Annotated in this window: 15 protein-coding genes; 4 read left to right on the top strand and 11 right to left on the bottom strand. The window is 39.3% G+C overall.

From position 1 onward, the window contains the following. Positions 1 to 2 precede the first annotated feature (2 nt). Positions 3 to 341 (bottom strand): P-II family nitrogen regulator, encoded by a 339-nt coding sequence (locus AC0VZ5_RS04065; RefSeq protein ID WP_010391070.1) that lies wholly within the window; start codon positions 339 to 341, stop codon positions 3 to 5. A 254-nt stretch (positions 342 to 595) separates the two neighbouring features. Beyond that, positions 596 to 1,378: a response regulator gene (locus AC0VZ5_RS04060; RefSeq protein ID WP_138605645.1), complete on the bottom strand. Its 783-nt coding sequence runs from the start codon at positions 1,376 to 1,378 to the stop codon at positions 596 to 598. A 305-nt stretch (positions 1,379 to 1,683) separates the two neighbouring features. Between AC0VZ5_RS04060 and AC0VZ5_RS04055 the strand changes: the two genes are divergently transcribed. Then, positions 1,684 to 3,201: a S10 family peptidase gene (locus tag AC0VZ5_RS04055; protein WP_475474389.1), complete on the top strand. Its 1,518-nt coding sequence runs from the start codon at positions 1,684 to 1,686 to the stop codon at positions 3,199 to 3,201. 48 nt (positions 3,202 to 3,249) lie between these two features. Here AC0VZ5_RS04055 and AC0VZ5_RS04050 read toward each other — a convergent pair whose 3' ends face one another. Together AC0VZ5_RS04050 and AC0VZ5_RS04045 are read right to left on the bottom strand one after the other, a co-directional pair. After that, a complete protein-coding gene (locus tag AC0VZ5_RS04050) occupies positions 3,250 to 3,942 on the bottom strand; it encodes an START domain-containing protein (protein WP_475474388.1) in 693 nt (230 codons plus the stop codon). Continuing rightward, positions 3,942 to 5,462 (bottom strand): CYTH and CHAD domain-containing protein, encoded by a 1,521-nt coding sequence (locus tag AC0VZ5_RS04045; protein WP_475474387.1) that lies wholly within the window; start codon positions 5,460 to 5,462, stop codon positions 3,942 to 3,944. Before AC0VZ5_RS04045 ends, AC0VZ5_RS04050 begins: the two co-directional genes overlap by 1 nt. Positions 5,463 to 5,674: 212 nt before the next feature. Here AC0VZ5_RS04045 and AC0VZ5_RS04040 point away from each other — a divergent pair, with 212 nt between their 5' ends. Beyond that, complete coding sequence (locus AC0VZ5_RS04040; RefSeq protein WP_290170669.1) at positions 5,675 to 6,280, top strand: TIGR04211 family SH3 domain-containing protein; 606 nt, start codon at positions 5,675 to 5,677, stop codon at positions 6,278 to 6,280. A gap of 87 nt (positions 6,281 to 6,367) precedes the next feature. Here AC0VZ5_RS04040 and AC0VZ5_RS04035 read toward each other — a convergent pair whose 3' ends face one another. After that, the gene (locus tag AC0VZ5_RS04035) at positions 6,368 to 6,850 is read right to left on the bottom strand and encodes a winged helix-turn-helix transcriptional regulator (protein ID WP_010391063.1); all 483 of its coding nucleotides are present in this window, start codon (positions 6,848 to 6,850) and stop codon (positions 6,368 to 6,370) included. 169 nt (positions 6,851 to 7,019) lie between these two features. Here AC0VZ5_RS04035 and putA point away from each other — a divergent pair, with 169 nt between their 5' ends. Together putA and AC0VZ5_RS04025 are read left to right on the top strand one after the other, a co-directional pair. Then, the gene (putA, locus tag AC0VZ5_RS04030; protein WP_138605655.1) at positions 7,020 to 10,823 is read left to right on the top strand and encodes a bifunctional proline dehydrogenase/L-glutamate gamma-semialdehyde dehydrogenase PutA; all 3,804 of its coding nucleotides are present in this window, start codon (positions 7,020 to 7,022) and stop codon (positions 10,821 to 10,823) included. 109 nt (positions 10,824 to 10,932) lie between these two features. After that, positions 10,933 to 12,129 (top strand): HD-GYP domain-containing protein, encoded by a 1,197-nt coding sequence (locus AC0VZ5_RS04025; RefSeq protein ID WP_198522338.1) that lies wholly within the window; start codon positions 10,933 to 10,935, stop codon positions 12,127 to 12,129. Between the two features lie 7 nt (positions 12,130 to 12,136). Here AC0VZ5_RS04025 and AC0VZ5_RS04020 read toward each other — a convergent pair whose 3' ends face one another. The 6 genes from AC0VZ5_RS04020 to AC0VZ5_RS03995 all read right to left on the bottom strand — a co-directional run bounded on the left by AC0VZ5_RS04020 (position 12,137) and on the right by AC0VZ5_RS03995 (position 17,540). Beyond that, positions 12,137 to 13,147 (bottom strand): general secretion pathway protein GspB, encoded by a 1,011-nt coding sequence (locus tag AC0VZ5_RS04020; RefSeq protein WP_475474386.1) that lies wholly within the window; start codon positions 13,145 to 13,147, stop codon positions 12,137 to 12,139. Positions 13,148 to 13,158: 11 nt separating this feature from the next. After that, complete coding sequence (locus AC0VZ5_RS04015) at positions 13,159 to 14,076, bottom strand: ExeA family protein (protein ID WP_475474385.1); 918 nt, start codon at positions 14,074 to 14,076, stop codon at positions 13,159 to 13,161. A 152-nt stretch (positions 14,077 to 14,228) separates the two neighbouring features. Then, positions 14,229 to 14,744, bottom strand: coding sequence for an Lcl C-terminal domain-containing protein (locus tag AC0VZ5_RS04010; RefSeq protein ID WP_178955333.1), 516 nt, complete (start codon positions 14,742 to 14,744; stop codon positions 14,229 to 14,231). Between the two features lie 10 nt (positions 14,745 to 14,754). Continuing rightward, positions 14,755 to 16,401, bottom strand: coding sequence for an Lcl C-terminal domain-containing protein (locus AC0VZ5_RS04005; RefSeq protein ID WP_475474384.1), 1,647 nt, complete (start codon positions 16,399 to 16,401; stop codon positions 14,755 to 14,757). 66 nt (positions 16,402 to 16,467) lie between these two features. Continuing rightward, entirely contained in the window at positions 16,468 to 16,800 is a 333-nt protein-coding gene (locus AC0VZ5_RS04000) for a hypothetical protein (RefSeq protein ID WP_010391054.1), read from the bottom strand. Between the two features lie 35 nt (positions 16,801 to 16,835). Then, complete coding sequence (locus AC0VZ5_RS03995; protein WP_475474383.1) at positions 16,836 to 17,540, bottom strand: DUF2982 domain-containing protein; 705 nt, start codon at positions 17,538 to 17,540, stop codon at positions 16,836 to 16,838. Positions 17,541 to 17,616: the final 76 nt, after the last annotated feature.

Here is a 17,616-nt window from a genome sequence, read left to right as displayed (position 1 = left end):
CCTTAAATTGCGTCATCATCAAGTTCGCCTGTACGAATACGGACGATTTGATCTAGGTCGTAAACAAAAATTTTGCCGTCACCAATTTTGCCCGTTCCAGCAACTTTGGTAATGGTTTCTACAACGCGTTGGCAATTTTCACTTCGAGTGGCAATTTCAAGTTTAATTTTAGGTATAAAGTCAACTTGGTACTCTGCACCACGGTATAACTCTGTATGACCTCTTTGACGTCCAAACCCCTTAACGTCAACCACTGTCATTCCTTCGATGCCTAAATCAGCGAGTGCTTCACGCACATCATCTAGTTTGAATGGCTTTATTATTGCACTGATCATTTTCACAAAGGCCCCCTTAGGACACTAGCTTGTTATTGTATTTGCTCTATACAATCCAACCTTTGTGCCACCTTTAAATTACAAATAAAAACAGAGGGTTATTAAATTAAATAATATAAAAAACAAAAAAGCGCACCATTTAGGTGCGCTTTTTTTAAGCAAAATACAGAATTGGTGCGAGTCGATAAATACGCAAATAGTCGTCTTTAACTAACCGTTACACTCCCAAATACACATTGATAACGTATTTAAGATTAAAGTTACTCTGTCGCATCGAAAGACAAAGCCGGTTTTTTAGCATCACTTAGCCATATTGACTCCATAGTTTGCACCACTCGAAAGTGAAACTCTTCATGGGTGAAGGGTTTAGTTAAAAAGTCATTCGCACCTGATTTAATAAATCGTGCAGCAACGCCATAACTATATACATCAGCTAAACCAATAATGGCCAATTGCTCACGGCTTTTAATATTTCGAATTGCTCTAATTAATTCAAAACCATTCATACCTGATAAGTTATGGTCAGTGATCACTAAGTTGATTGCCTGATCATGCTCAAGTATATGAAGAGCTTGCGCACTATTATCAACAGTAATAACGTCAAACAATTGTTTTTCAAGCATTTGCTTAACCAAGCTACTGCTCAATAAGGAATTATCTACAACCAGCGCTTTGCGCCCCTGGTTACGCAATAACTGTGCTACAAATTTTATTGCGTAAAGATAAGAGTCGCGATTATCTTTAATGACGTAATCGATAATACCTAATTCCAGCATTTTTAAACGTGTATGCTCATCTGTTTGCGTTGTCATCACCAACGTAGGGATACCTTGCGACAGTGTAAAGCGAGTTATATCAGTATCGATTTGACCACCAACAGATAAATCAACTAACGCGAGCGAATAACTAGTTTGATTTAGTAACTTTTTACATTGAGTAAGTGACTGAGCGAAATCAACCCGCACATCAAGGTAATGAGCAGCAATATGTTTGAGTACCTGTTTTACCCTTATATTATCTTCAACAATTAAAACCCGTTGCATAAACTCCCTTTCATTTACGTTCACCCTTTATGGTAATAAACCTAAAAATAAATCACTCTCAAGCATCCATTTAAAAACAATTAAAGTGACCAATAACTTAAAAAACTTAATTAATAATTAAATTTTTTAATCGCCTTAAACTTACAGTATGGCATACACATCAAGTATATTTCGCCTGTTTGCTATGTTGAGATTAATCTTAATTACATAAACTCAACGATTATTATCGGCAGCTAGTCTCAATACTTTTGTTTTTTACTCAAATATCGCTATAACTGCAGTACATAAAATAAAAAGGGTTAGTTATGAAATTTAGTCGAAGTCTATTTTTACCCATTGCCGCAATTGCACTTACATTTACAAGTGCAACGTTTGCCGATAATCAACGCCGTATTGATATCGACAGTAAAGTAGTTACTCAGCACAAAGCAAAAATAAATAACGAACGATTTTCTTATACGGTAGCTACAGGCACACAACCGGTATGGGATAACAAGGGAGATGCCATAGCAACCCTTCAATACACTTACTACACCCGCGATAAAGTAGATGACAGAACAAAACGTCCATTACTTATTTCATTTAATGGTGGCCCAGGCTCAGCATCGGTTTGGATGCATTTAGCTTACACCGGCCCTCGTGTTTTAAAAATTGACGACGAAGGCTACCCAATTCAACCTTATGGTGTAAAAGATAACCCTTATTCGGTTTTAGATGTAGCGGATATCGTTTATGTAAATCCTGTAAATACAGGTTATTCACGTGTTGTAGAAGATAAAGACGGTAACCTTTTACCCAAAGATAAACAAAAAGAGCTATTTTTTGGCGTTAATGCCGATATAAAGTACCTCGCAGAATGGCTTAATACTTTTGTATCTCGAAATGAACGTTGGCGCTCTCCAAAGTTTTTAATTGGTGAAAGCTATGGTACTACTCGTGTATCGGGTTTAGCGCATGAGCTGCAAAATAGTCAGTGGATGTACATTAACGGTGTTGTACTCGTTTCTCCTACCGATATCGGTATTAAACGCGACGGCCCAGTAAAAGCAGCTAACCGCCTACCTTACTTTGCAGCTACTGCATGGTACCACAAAGCATTAAACGCCGATTTACAAGCAAAAGATTTAGACGAGCTATTACCAGAAGTTGAACAGTTTACTGTTAATGAGCTTATTCCTGCGCTTGCAAAAGGCGGCTTTATTGCGCCTGACGAAAAACGTCGTATTATTAAAAAAATGGCTGAATATGCGGGTTTATCTGAAACATTTGTTAGTCAAAACAATTTAGATATTCCAACACAGTTTTTTTGGAAAGAGTTGTTGCGTGAACGCGGACAAATGGTTGGTCGACTGGATTCGCGCTATTTAGGCATAGATAAACGCGATGCCGGTGAGTCTCCAGATTACTGGGCAGAGCTTACATCATGGCTGCATTCTTTCACTCCTGCAATTAACTACTATCTTCGTGAAGAGCTTAATTACAAAACCGATATCAAATATAACTTATTTGGTAACGTTCACCCATGGGACAGAAGCGGAAATAATACCGGTGAAAATTTACGCTTAGCCATGGCTCAAAACCCTTATTTAAATGTAATGGTTCAGGCGGGCTATTTTGACGGTGCAACCAATTACTTTGATGCCAAGTACACCATGTGGCAATTAGATCCAAGTGGTAAAATGCAAGATAGATTAAGCTTTAAAGGCTACCGCAGTGGCCACATGATGTATCTACGTCATGCAGATTTAGAAAGCTCTAATAACGATTTACGCGAGTTTATAATGCAGTCTTTACCCAAAGACGATGAATCCGCTAAATACTGATTAGCTTATATCCACTTAAAAAAGTGATCTCTTAGGTCACTTTTTTGTTTATAACTGCGGCGGTTCGGTATGTGTGCAATTACCGGTGCGAATAACGGTTGGCTTTGCTATGTACTGCTTAGTAGTGAGTATTTCAGCAAGATTTATTAGCGTCTTAAGGGTGCTTTTTAGGGCGATCCGATTATTTAACCACGTGGGTATCTTACCGCCTGGTAACGCATATACCTGATAACTAATGTGCAAATTTTTCGCCTGCTGAGTTAACAGCCACATTGCATCTAAGGTGCTTATTCTTATTACCCCTTTAGTTTTAGGTAAAAAATCTGGGCGCGCGTGAATACTAAGCTGCGTTTGCAACGAACTCACCCTTGTATAGCACGAATAAGTAATCACATCTCTATTGCTAACAGGCCACGGGGAGTCAATATAACTATAAACAAGATTTTCTGAAGGGCTTAAACTTTTGAGTAACGTGACCTTAGTAATATTTTCTATCCAGCTAGGAGCTGTATCGGTATCACTAAGTAAAGCAACTAAATCCTCTGCGGTGACATTGTTAACCACCGTTTCAGCTTTCATTTTCAAGGTATCATCAGTTAAACGCTGAAAATAAACACTTACCCCTTGTTTACTTTCGTAAAGTTGCCAAGATGGCTGTGAACACACATTGGTAGCAAAACACAAAAGTGAAAAAATCATGCACTTTTGCAGCAAAATCCGGCTACAAAAGTGCTTAGCCATTAAAGCCAATAGGGTTCTGTATCAAATGAGGCGTGTCGACTTTGCTCCATGGCACTAACTAAAAAGTCAGATTTTTGTTCTAACCATAGTTGTATTTTTGCCAGTTGAGCATCTTCTTGCCCGCCACACAGCTGTTTTAAATAATCAAGCGTGCTTAACTCATACATCCCATGAGAAATATCCAGCCAAGGGAGCCTAAATTCTAATCGCTCATCTTTATTAAACAGTGCGCCTAAACAATTACCACTGAGTAAGCTATTTTCTAATTGAGTGCGAAAGTTTAAGTAATCATTACCTGCTAAGCTTTGCTCTTTAGGGAGTAAACGGTGTAAGTTTTTCCAATCTTTATCAAATAAGCGATGAGCAATATCTAAAATAGGTTGCTCTGCATTTTGAAGCTCTGCTTGGCTCCAATCTTTACGCCACTGCTTATTTATCAGCCACGTTGTTAAGCTCAGCAATAAACGGTTGTAGCGGGCACTATGAAAAAGCGAAAAAATATCGTCAATGCTCGGCTGTAACTCTTTTAAATCGTTTATAACTTGCGTTAACGCAGGAGCACTATTTATTTTTTTATAAAAAGCATGGCGCTTAGAGGTATAAGTTTTTAACTGAATCGCATTTTCAACCCATGCTAATTCACTTAATAACCACTTTAGCTCTGTTCTGAGGTGATCGGTACTTTCTTTACTAACAATATCGTCAAACAACCAAAAATTGTGTCTAATTAAACTAATGCCATCGGTTACCCGCTTTAATGTTTTTAAGCTCGGCTTATCGAAGTAGCATTGCTCGTGTTTTTGCACAAAGCGAATTCCAAACCCCATAGCTTCAATAAGAGCTTGCTCTTGAGTGACTTGCTTATTAAGTTTAACAAAGCCGATTGATTTACTTGGTTGTAGCGGTGTTTCATCCGCAAGGCGATAGCCTCTTGCTGCTTTTGAATAGAGCCCTAAACGAATGCTGTTTTGGCTCACTAATATATCTGCAAAAGCAAATAGCTCCTCACGACTACCTTCAACCAGCTCGATTTCAAGCTCGCTGATGATTTCTACCTTACCTGACGCAGCAATTTCACCTTTATCTAATACCACTTCAATTTTGGCACCATTTGAGGTTTCTATTAACCACTTACGGCGAATAAAATTAGTACTAAAAATAGGGTATAGATTTTGTGATATGGCATCAATTTGCATACCGTGAGGCCAAATTGATGAATCAAACGCCATTAGATTTGGTCGGTTTGTTTCTATTGGAAGATTGTATTCTGGGCGCTGATGTAAGCCCCCGACCACTTCTCCTGCTAGCTTAATTGTTTGCTCACAGCGCTCGTCTGTACAACGCGTTCTAAAGCCAATATCGAGTGCTCTTAACTCTCTGCTTGGTGTATCATAATAAGCATTTTGCAAACTTTTAGAAGGTTTGTTTGTGACTGTTTTTGCAAATTGAGTAATTAGTGAGGGGATCAGTGGAATGACGTCATCTGATACCAAAAATTTCAGTTCTATCTCAGTATCCATTAGGCTTGCGGATTACCCTTAAAATTAATAAGTGCTCAAAATAAACAAAGCAGCCCTATATTGCAAATTTTTTAGTCATAAACACGCAAGCAAAATGCTCTGGTTACAATATCTGTCTTGCTATTAAACTATTAAATCCATACTATCTATATACTTATGCGAAATAAAAATCACGTTCACAACGGACACTGCTAGATTAACAAGGTAGATAAATGCTAAAACACTGTTTACTATGGCTGCTTTTAACAGCCGCCCCGTTTATGAGCCAAGCAGAGGAAGCTCAATCAACGTCGCCGACTAATGCTAAAACAGCTTATATAATCGATAATTTGTATACTTTCATGCGCTCAGGTGCCAGTAAAGACTATCGCTTACTTGGTTCAATAGATGCAGGTACACAACTCACTTTATTATCTGATGAACAAAATGGCTTTATAAAAGTTAAAGATGATAAAGATCGTGAAGGCTGGGTAGAAGCTAAATTCATTAGTGAATCAGCGGGTTTAAAACAACAATACCAAGCCCTCAATAATGAAATAAGCACTATGCAAAATAGACTTCGCCAAGCGCAAGTTGAGTTACCTGAGCTGCAAGAGCAAAACACACAGTTAACCGAACAAAACGCGCAACTATTAGCACAAATTACTCAGTTACAAGGTGAGCTTTCTCAAGAACAACAACTAAAACAAGCAACCAGTGCTAAAGAAAAACGCCAGTTACTTACTTACGGTGGAGCCATTGCATTTTTAGGTTTGTTCTTAGGGATTATCTTAACTATCGTGTTATCACGAAGAAAACGCTATGAAGGTTGGGCATAAGCTTAACTTAATATAGCAGGCATAAAAAAAGCATCATATGATGCTTTTTTTATGCCTGCTATATTTTATCTTTAAAAAATACCTGCGTTATATATCTAAACGAAGCCCAGGGTCTTGTTTGATTTTTTCTATTACCATGTAAGTGTGGTGTGTGCCCACTCCCGGAATATCAACCAAATCACCTAATACTTCTCTGTATTCGTCCATGTTGGAAACGCGAATTTTTAATAAATAGTCATAACCACCCGCTACCATATCACACTCAACAACCTGCTTAATTTTAAGAATGTGTTCACGAAATACTTTAAATACGGCTGTATTTGAGGTAACTAATGATACCTGCACATGGGCCACTAAGCTTTGATTAAGTTTTTCCTCACTTAACTTAGCGAAATACCCTTCAATATAGCCCTCTTGCTCTAAACGTTTAACCCTATCTAAACAGGGACTGGGGCTTAAATTCACCTGCTTTGCGAGGTTAACATTTGAAATTCTACCATTGCGCTGCAAAACGTCTAAAATTGATATATCGATACGATCAAGCAGGCGTAATCTATTCGGATTAGTCATATCAGTATTTTATATGGATAAGTTAATAATATGCCCTGTAAATTATCGTAAAACGGCGAAATTAACCAGCATATTCTGCTGGATTTTAATTAGAATGCACGCTTTACACCAACAACATTTAGCGGTAATTAACAATTATCCTAAGTCTTAACACTCCTGAGGGTTGCTTATGTTATTCAATGGCGATTTAACAACGACTTGTCCGATCAGACAGAAGATCCGTGACTTTTACCGTATTGATGAAAATGCGGTTATTGATCACATTTTACCACTTGCAGAAGTCGGTGTTAAAGCACGAAGCCGTGCATGGGAAAGAGCTCGCCAAATAGTTTTAAACATTCGTAAAGACCAAGATGGTCAAAGCGGTGTTGATGCGCTATTAAATGAATTTTCACTATCGAGTGAAGAAGGTGTGGTATTAATGTGTTTAGCCGAAGCATTGCTTCGCGTTCCAGATAAAGCAACTCAAGAAACATTAATACGTGATAAATTAGCAAATGGCGATTGGAGCTCTCACTTAGGTAGTAGTGATTCTTTATTCGTTAATGCCTCGTCTTGGGGATTACTAGTAACCGGTAAAATGGTTAACTATAACGACAAAACGAAAGAGCAGCAGTTTGGCATACTTAAAAAAACAATTGGTCGTTTAGGCGAGCCAGTTATTCGTAAGTCTGTGAACTTTGCGATGAAGATAATGGGTAAGCAATTCGTAATGGGTCGTACCATTAACGAAGCAATTGAGCGCGCGGCTGAAAAAGAGCAAAAAGGCTATGTATATTCATACGATATGCTAGGTGAAGGCGCTCGCACAATGAAAGACGCTAAGCGTTATTTCGACAGCTACATGAATGCGATTCATGCTATCGGTAAAGCGGCGAATGGTCGTGGCCCGATTAAAAGCCCAGGTATTTCTGTAAAGTTATCGGCTATTCATCCGCGTTATGAATTTACTCATAAAGAGCGCGTGATGGAAGAAATCGTTCCAAAACTAAAAGAACTTGCTCTTGCCGCTAAAAAATACGACATCGGTTTTACTGTTGATGCTGAAGAAGCAGACCGTTTGGATATTTCTCTCGATGTTATTGAAGCGGTATTTAGCGATGACGACCTTGGCGATTGGCAAGGTTTTGGTTTAGCGGTTCAGGCGTATCAAAAACGCGCTATTTTTGTTATTGAATGGCTAACAGACCTAGCAACCCGTGTGGGTCGTAAAATGATGGTGCGTTTAGTAAAAGGCGCATACTGGGATACCGAAATCAAAACCACGCAACAAGATGGTTTAGACTTCTTCCCGGTATTTACCCGTAAAGCAACCACAGATGTGTCATACAAAGCATGTGCGATTAAAATGCTTGAAGCACGAGATGTGCTTTACCCGCAATTTGCAACACACAACGCCTATACTGCAGCGACTATTTTAGAAGTAGCGAAAGGTGATAACCAAGGTTTTGAATTCCAACGTCTGCACGGTATGGGTGAATCTTTATTTGACCAAATCGTTAATGAAGAAAAAATCCAGTGTCGTGTATACGCACCAGTAGGCCAGCACGAAGACCTACTTGCTTACCTTGTTCGTCGTTTACTAGAAAATGGTGCTAACTCATCTTTTGTAAATGCTATTGTAGATACCACTCAACCGGTTGAAGCATTATTACCAGATCCTGTTGAAACACTGCAAGGATTACGTAATAAGTACAACACGCAAATAAAAATGCCAATTGATTTATACGGTGAAGAACGTGCCAACTCAAAGGGTATGGATTTAACTGATATTAACGTGATAACCCCGTTTAAAGAAAATTTAGACACTTGGTTTGAAGAGCACTTAATTGAAGAAAGCCAAGTACCAGAGGGCGCGCTGGCAGTTAAAAACCCAGCAAACCATAAAGAAATTATTGGCCATGTGAAATTACAAAATAGCGATGAAATGAAAGTGTTGCTAGCCAACGCTGAAACCGCTTTTGAATCATGGTCACAAACGCCAGTAAAAGAGCGCGCTAATTTATTGCGTCGCGTTGCTGATATTTTAGAGCGTCATCATGATGAACTTGTTGCTATCTGTATCAAAGAAGCAGGTAAAGTGGCACAAGATGGTATTGATGAAGTACGCGAAGCGGTTGATTTTTGTCGTTACTACGCTGCCCGTGCTGAAGAGCTTGCTCAAGATGAGCGCTTTGAAGCTCGTGGTGTGATTTTATGTATTAGCCCATGGAACTTCCCACTCGCTATTTTCTTAGGTCAAGTTGCAGCTGCTATCGTTACGGGTAACACTGTAATTGCAAAACCTGCAGAACAGACGAGCTTAATTGCCCTACGCGCTATTGAATTAATGCTTTCTGTTGGTTTACCTGAGCACGTTGTACAGCCTGTGATTGCTCGCGGTAGCGAAGTAGGTAAAACCATTGTGCCAGATGAGCGCATTCAAGCTGTTATGTTTACAGGTTCAACTGAAACGGGCACGCTTATTTCGCAAACATTAGCTGCACGTAACGATATTCAAGTACCTTTAATTGCAGAAACTGGCGGTCAAAACTGTATGATTGTTGACTCAACAGCGCTTCCTGAGCAAGTTGTTGATGATGTTATCAGTTCTGGTTTCCAAAGTGCCGGTCAACGTTGTTCGGCATTACGCGTGCTCTTTATTCAAGAAGATGTTGCTGATGGCATTATCGATATGATCAAAGGCGCACTTGCTGAGTTACATATTGGCGACCCATCATTACTCTCTACAGACGTAGGCCCTGTAATTGATGAAAAAGCGCTGAAAACACTTAATGCTCATGTTGAATACCTAAAAGGTAATGCAACACTTCACTACGAGTGTAAAATTCCTGATAACAGCGAAAATGGCGCATTTTTCTTTGCACCACGTTTATACGAAATCAAAGACTTGTCGGTATTAAAACGTGAAGTATTTGGCCCGTGTGTACATGTGATCCGCTTTAAAGCGAGTGAGCTTGATAGTGTTGTCGACCAAATTAACAACACCGGTTACGGCTTAACAATGGGTATTCATTCTCGTATTGAAGAGCGCTGTGAACACCTAGCTAAAATGTCGCGCGCAGGTAATGTTTACGTAAACCGTAATATGATTGGTGCGATTGTTGGCGTGCAACCATTTGGTGGCCGTGGACTATCGGGTACTGGCCCTAAAGCCGGTGGACCAAACTACCTACAACGCTTAATTAAAGAAAAAGCATCACCAGATAACGTACAAATGACTAACCTAACGCCAGACGAGCTTGATTTACACCACTACAGTGGCGCAAATGAGCAAGTAGAAAAGCTAATGGTTAACTCTATGCGCGATGAAAAAATTTGGCGTGCAACACCACTGAATGATCGTGTTTCTGCGGTGCGTCAGTTATTAGCGAAAGTAGCAACCGTTGAAATTATTGATGATCTTGCAGACGATTTAGCGTTAACGCTTGCCGATGCACGTGCTCAGTTAAACCGCTTAGAAAAGCACATGCGCAAATATACAACCTTACCGGGGCCAACGGGTGAGTCAAACACTCTTCACCTTGAAGCACGCGGCTGTGTAGTATGTTACGCAGATAAGAGCACCTCATTTAACTTTTGGGCACTATCGATTATTACCGCGCTTGCTGCTGGTAACACGGTAATAACGGTAGCATCTGAAATATTTTATGATGAAGCGGTTGCTTTTAGAGATAAGTTTATTGCGACTGGCGTTGCTGAAGGTGTTTTCCAAGTAGCTAAACCAAATCAATTACAAGCGATATTGGCGCATCCTCACCTAGCCGGTGCGGTAGTTGCTGCACGTTCTTCTCGCTTAGGCTACTTCAGCCAACAGCTTGCACAACGTAAAGGCGCAATACTACCAGTGATCAGCTCTGAGTATTACGACACGCTAATTAAGCGCTTAATTACTGAAAAAACAATCAGTATAGACACGACGGCATCAGGCGGTAACACCTCGTTGATGACCCTTGTTGAAGATGATGAATAGCAATTAATGCATTAATCTAAATAAAGGCATCTATTTGATGCCTTTTTTATTCCTATCTACGCATTTATTTGTTAATTTAAAAAATAATAACTGTTAATTAGAGTTCACTTTGAAAATCATTCCTACTTCACAGCTAAAGCCTGGTATGTTTGTACAAAAAGTTGTTAAACAAACTGGTAGCATTAGAATAAAAAACCAAGGCTGGGTTAAAACTCAAAGTGGAATTGATAAATTAATAAAATCAGGAATTTTAGAGGTTGAAATCGACCCTGATAAAATGCTCGAATCTGAAGCACCTGAAACACAAGCAACCTCACCTACTCAGCACGAAATCAAAAAGCGCGATCCTTGGTTAATTACCCACAGTGCTGAGCAAGAAATGAGTAAAGCTAAAAAGCTTTACGATGAAGCAAAAAACCTGCAAACCAAAGCTTTTGGCGATATAGAGTCTGGGCGTACTGTTGATGTTGCGCCTTTTAAAGAACTGGCTAGTGGGTTTATTGACTCCGTATTTAGAAATCAAGATGCTCTAGCGTGCATTACACAAATGCGCCAAAAAGACGCCTATTTGTTAGAGCACTCGATAAATGTGTCTATTTTAATGAGTATTTTTGCCAAACATCTCGGTATTGAAAAAGCAATTATTGAAGAACTTGCCACTGGCGCTCTTTTACATGATATGGGAAAAATAAAAATCCCTGATGCTATTCTCAACAAACCAGGTCGTTACACGGACGAAGAATTCAAAGTGATGCAAAATCATGCGCTCTTTAGTAAAGAGATACTAGAAGACGCAGGATTAACGGGGATTGCCGTAGATATTGCAGGTATGCATCACGAGCGTTTAGATGGCAAAGGCTATCCCTTTGGCAAACAAGGCGATGAAATAAGCCAGTACGTTCGTATGGCGTCTATTGTTGATGTTTATGATGCATTAACCGCTGAACGGGTTTATAAAGCAGGCATGGAGCCAATTAGAGCATTTAAAATTTTAAAGCAAGGCTGCCCAGATAGCTTTGATGGGGTGCTACTTAATAAGTTTATTCAGTGCATTGGTATTCACCCTGTGGGCACACTGGTAAAACTCTCAAGCCAAAAGGTGGGACTCGTTACTCAAAGCAATCCTGCAACACCATTAAAGCCAGTAGTAAAAACGTTTTTTAATGCAAAACATGGGCGTTACACTGAAGTTCAAGACGTTGACTTATCAAACAAAAGAACGCAAGACACGCTTGAATCAGCAATAAAACCCAAAGAATATAATATAGATTTAGAAGGCTTTTATAAGCACTCTATCTTTAGTTAATTGGCCACTATTGTGGCCAATCTTGCAAGGCTTTTAAGCTAAATTCATAACCATCGAAATCAAGTACGCTCTGATCTGGCGCTATTTCTAACAGCTTCAACGCACCAATAGACTCCCCTTCATATAGCTCTCTGCCATTGATCTTTATCCAGCGTTTATCCGCAGCTGAAGAATAAATGTGCGCCTGATACTTAATACTTGGTAACATACTTTGTAAGCCATCAGGAAGTAGCTCAACAGGCTGTACTCGTGATGAAAGGCGAGAGCCTTGAGTTACTTCATAGTCGGCTGTTGTTTCTGTGCTATTAACGGCTTGCGCAAACGCATTTTTCAGTGTGTCGGGAACCGTATCAAGTTCATCATTTGACTCTGGCTGCGCAGGCACATTTTGATTAAGTGGTTTACCTAACACCTTATATTTACTCAACTCATCTGCAGTAAGTGTTCTTTTCGCTGATTGAGTTGGGACACTTTGCGGTTGGCTGCTCGGTGATTGAAAACTAGATGAAGCGTTATTCTGCGTCGAGAAATTTTGCGTTTGCCCTTGAGACGCTTGATTAACGCTCATAGGTAAATATTGTCCTTGTGGCGTCAGCAACATTTGCTGTACACCCGTTGGGGTTTGTACATAAACCAACTGCCCTGCCAGCGGCACAGAATTGTTAGGCGCAGCTGTTACAATGGGCGCTTGAGGAGTTGTTACTGTTTGAGCAACCGTTCTTTGTACTTCCTCTGCATTTGTTGTTGATTTTTCTACAACCCCTGACTCTTTTTGACTAAGGTCATTTTGAACAGGCTCATTTTTAACGGTTACATTTTCTTGTTGCGCCCACTTGCCGACAAAGAAGCCACTGGCCAATATACCCGTTGCCAATAAACTTCCTGCGAGTAAAAAACTAATTCGACGATAGGTCATCAACTGGCGTTGTTGTTTTAATTGTTGCGCTTGCAAGTCATATTGCTCAGCGCTCATGGTATCGTGCTTTGACTGCTTTAACGCATCTAATAAATAAGACATGAATCACCTAACTAAAAAATAAAAGACAGGCCAATTCCTGCACCAAAAAGCATTAACGCAGCAGCGCTATAAGGCCAAATCGAACCTGTTTTACTCACCTTATTATTTGTAACAATAAAGTCGATAGGTAAAGATTCACTCGCCGCTTGTTTAACAATATCACTGCCAACAATTTCTTGTTGTTTCGAAAATGCCCCTACTAATGCGCGTTCACACACCAGATTCATTAATCGTGGCACACCGCCTGTGAGCTGATGCACCATTTGCATTGCTTCCATTGAAAATATTTTCTTGTCACAACCTGCAATATGCAGCCGATGTTGAATATAAGCAATGGTTTGCCCTGGTGTTAGTGCTAACAAGTGATATCTGGCAGTAATACGCTGTGCCAGCTGCCTTAACTCATTTCGCTTTAGAAGTACCTGTAACTCAGGCTGCCCTACTAATACTATTTGTAATAACTTTTTATGATCCGTTTCAATATTGGTTAATAAGCGAAGTTGTTCTAGCACACCAGGGGCAAGCAATTGTGCTTCATCAATAATCAAAATAGTATGCCCCCCCGCTTTATTATTAAACTCAAGGTGCTTTTTAATGACATCCGTTAAACTTTTCAGGGTTGCATTTTTGGCGTCGTAAGTTATTTGTAATTCATCGCAAATACTGGCTAACAGTTCAAGTTCTGATAACGCAGGATTATGGATCATTGCTACTTGGGTATTTTCAGGCAGTCGCTCTAACATACTACGCGTTATGGTGGTTTTACCCGTACCCACTTCACCTGTTAACAGCACAAAACCACCGTCTTCACCTAACCCATAAGTAAGGTGTGCTAATGCTTCTTTGTGGCGTTCACTTAAAAATAAGTAATGGGGGTTAGGCGAAATTGAGAATGGCTTTTCTTGTAAACCAAAATAGCTTAAATACACCTTTATAGTCCTTGGTCGTTAATTCACGGCCTATAATGGCAAAAAAATAGCCTGGGTGACAACTACAACCAGGCTTTATTATTAAAATAGTGTAAATAAAAAGGCTAAACTAAATAAAAGCGCATTTTTAGATTCGCTAATACATTAATTAACTACTTCTCATAGCGTACTAGGCGTAAATATACGTTACTTGTTTTAGCATGTAAGCTATTTAAACCACTGGAAAATTGATAAACCCATGCCGAATTTATATTGCTAATACCTGAGGTGTTAGACCAATAATTTTGCGACTGCGTTGCTAAAAAAATATCCGCATTAATACTTGGATCGGTACAACGGTGATCTACTATACTGGCTAACTCTTTAATACTTGGTACTTGCCAGTCGTTATAATCTGCTGTGCTGTCATTAACTGCGCCTTTAAGTGAAGCTTGCCAATTTAGTGGCTGAGTATCACCATCGCAGCTAGTTGTTTCGCTATTATAAACTTGGCCATAATTACAGCGTTGCCACATCAGCCCTGTTTTAGTATCTGACACAGTGCCATCAATATTAATCACAAATCGGTCGGTATCATCGCTAGTCGCAACTTCTTCATAACACTGCTGCGCTGCAAGTGACTGGCTCAATCCCAAGGCTAATAACATAGAGACTTTAATTAATTTCATAATAATCACCTTAACGATTTCTAACTAAGCGCACGTAAGCGGTATTATCTTTTGGATAGGCTAAATCGTTGCCATCCATCATATCGATAGTGTAAGCCTGAGATAAACTGGCACCATCAACCGCGGTCTGTGAAGTCCAGTAGCGTAAATGCCCTACACTATTAGTCGATGGTGTATTAGGGAAAAATGCAGTATCTATCAATACATTTTGCCCTTGTTTACCGTAGTCGATTAAACCTAACAGCTCAGAATAAGTGGGTAAACGCCAATTACTGCCACCACAAAAATCAAGCGCGTTAACTTCATCTATATAGGTTTGCAATCCACAATCAGTATTATTTGGGCACGTAGTATTAGCACTACCCGTTACATCGCCACTATTGACAGTCCCTTGCCAAATATAGCGGTTTTGTCCATCACGCAGTGAGGTATTTGGTAACACACCGGAATAAGGACTTTTCACTTCCCAAACAAGGCCGGTAGTATTATCGCGAATACAGCTAAAGTTCGACGCATCATCAAGAAGCTCATCGGCAAACTCATTAAGTTTTGTGTAATCAAAAGCCAAATTCCCTTTACCCACTTTACCTAAACGATTGGCAAAACTATCACGCCCAAGATCAGCATCTTGAGCTGGGAACTCATCATTATTACAATTAATACGTTGAGTATTATTATAACACTCACCTACTCCGGTATCGTTTATTAACCCAAGCGCTTTAGGTGTTACATCAATAAATACGGTATCTGTGTCGGTGCGCCCTTTTAAGTCCATAACTTGTACTTCAAAGCTAAGGGTTGCATTTAAATCAATATCAGAGGCAAAGAAGCTGGCAGTACATGACTGCGGTTCAAGAAGAGCTTCGGTATTTCCGGTAAGTTGTTGCCACCTACATTGGTAAGTCTGAGTTGCCGCTTCGCTTGCCGTCGCATCTAAAATAACTTTATCGAACTCTTCTACAGTTTGGTCAACACCCGCATCTGCAATAATCACTTGGGCTGTTTTATTGAGAGTCATATCAAATTGTGATGCAGATACCCCGCCCTCATCATCCGTTACGGTGAGTTGCCATTTTAAGTTGGTGTTATTTTCTAATAATGGATGAGGAAAACTAAGCGTTGGATTGGTATAGCTATCAATTGTTAAATCAGGCCCAGATAATAATTGCCACAAGTAACTACTAATTTCGCCATTTTCATCGGGGTCTGTGGAAGTTAAACCACTAAGGGTTACAGTATCTTTATAAACTGAGGGTAAGTTTGCAGGAGCAACTTGAGTAACAACAGCAAGAGGAAGCTGATTATTAGAGGAAATGAAAACACTCAAGTCGTCATTCACTAAACTACCATCTGGCGTTTGATAGCTTACTCTTAAGACCAATTCACTATCAGATTTTACATCCGGTGCAGTGATGGTTTGTTCAGCCCCTTCAAGCGGAAACACATCTATAATAGGACCGCTTACACGCTGCCAAGTAAAAGTACCATCTGCAGGAGAGCCTTTTGCAGAAATAGTAAACTCCGATTTTTCTACAACTTGGAGATCGTCACCTGCAAATACTGACGTTTTAATATCACTGTTATCAGCACCGTCTCCCCCTCCACATGCAGCCAAAAGCAAGCATGCCATAAGTGGTATTAACGAAATTGCTCTCATACTAAGCACCTTTGTGTCTTAAAATTATCTAATAAGACTGTGAAGCAAAAAAAGTGCCATTATAAATTATAAATAGCTATCTTGATGAATACGAACAAATAACTTAGTGCCAACTTTACTGTAATCTACTTTATATTCGCGGCCATCTAAGGATTGAATAAACAACAACTGTTTTTCCTCGCTAAATACATCTGGACTTGCAATATAAACCATATCTAAGTAGCGCTCTTTTGCATCACGGCGGTTTTTTGGCAGCTCTTCTTTAAATGGTTCAAGGCCATTTGCTGTTACTTTAATTCGAGGATGTTCCTCACCATTAACAATCACTAAATCTAGTTTTCTGTCTTTGTGAATTATGGTGTTTCGACCACTTTTAATAAAAGATCTGTCTTGACTCATAGTTATTCCTAATCCCGCAGTGAGTGCTTATATTATTATTCACACCGCGACTTGATAAACTGAGAGGGATCACGCTTCCATTTATTTAAATTTGCGCAAAATTCCCAAATATCACTTTCTATTACACTGGCAGGTAACAGTAAGTCATACCCTGTTAAAAGCTGAAGATGCTTAGCCCTATTAGCAAACATCGCTATAAGCCCATTATAGTCAATTCCTTTTTTTGACCTAAATTTATTATCTTCAACTAACCATTCTGATGGGCAATGCCCATTTTTGCAATTTTTTTGAACAACTTGCATAAATAAGTGCCGCTGTTCTATTAGTAATTTACCCGCAATTCTTGGTGCTAAAGCAGCTAAAAATGTATCTATATCATTTAACTTAATACCAATCGCGTTAAGCTCAAGATGATCGATACCGTTATCAACTTTAGGAATACCGCAATGGTGGAGATTTTCTTGGTGTAAATCCCATTGCCCGTACTTATGCTGATATGTTAATTGCTGCTCAGTTAAAATAATACTATAAAAAGGTTCTTGTGTTTTAAAAAATCCAATTAAAATTGCTGCAATACATAAGCTTACTAAAAAAATTTCAATAATACTGATTTCACCTGGACGCAATAAATTAAATAGCATGATGAAGATTAAACCAATGCTACCTACGACCAGTATTTCAATCCCATTTTTAGCGCCTTGCGCTCGGTATTTAAGTGTGTGTTTTTTTATATTAGCCATACTGAAAAAACGCCATATAAAATATAAACATAATAATAGCCCACAATACTAACTTTCTCAGTGTTAAACAGCGTTT

This window comes from Pseudoalteromonas sp. QJM3NY_12 (genome assembly GCF_056173165.1).
The sequence above is the reverse complement of the archived record's forward strand: the minus strand, read 5'-3'. Positions and strand labels throughout refer to the sequence as shown.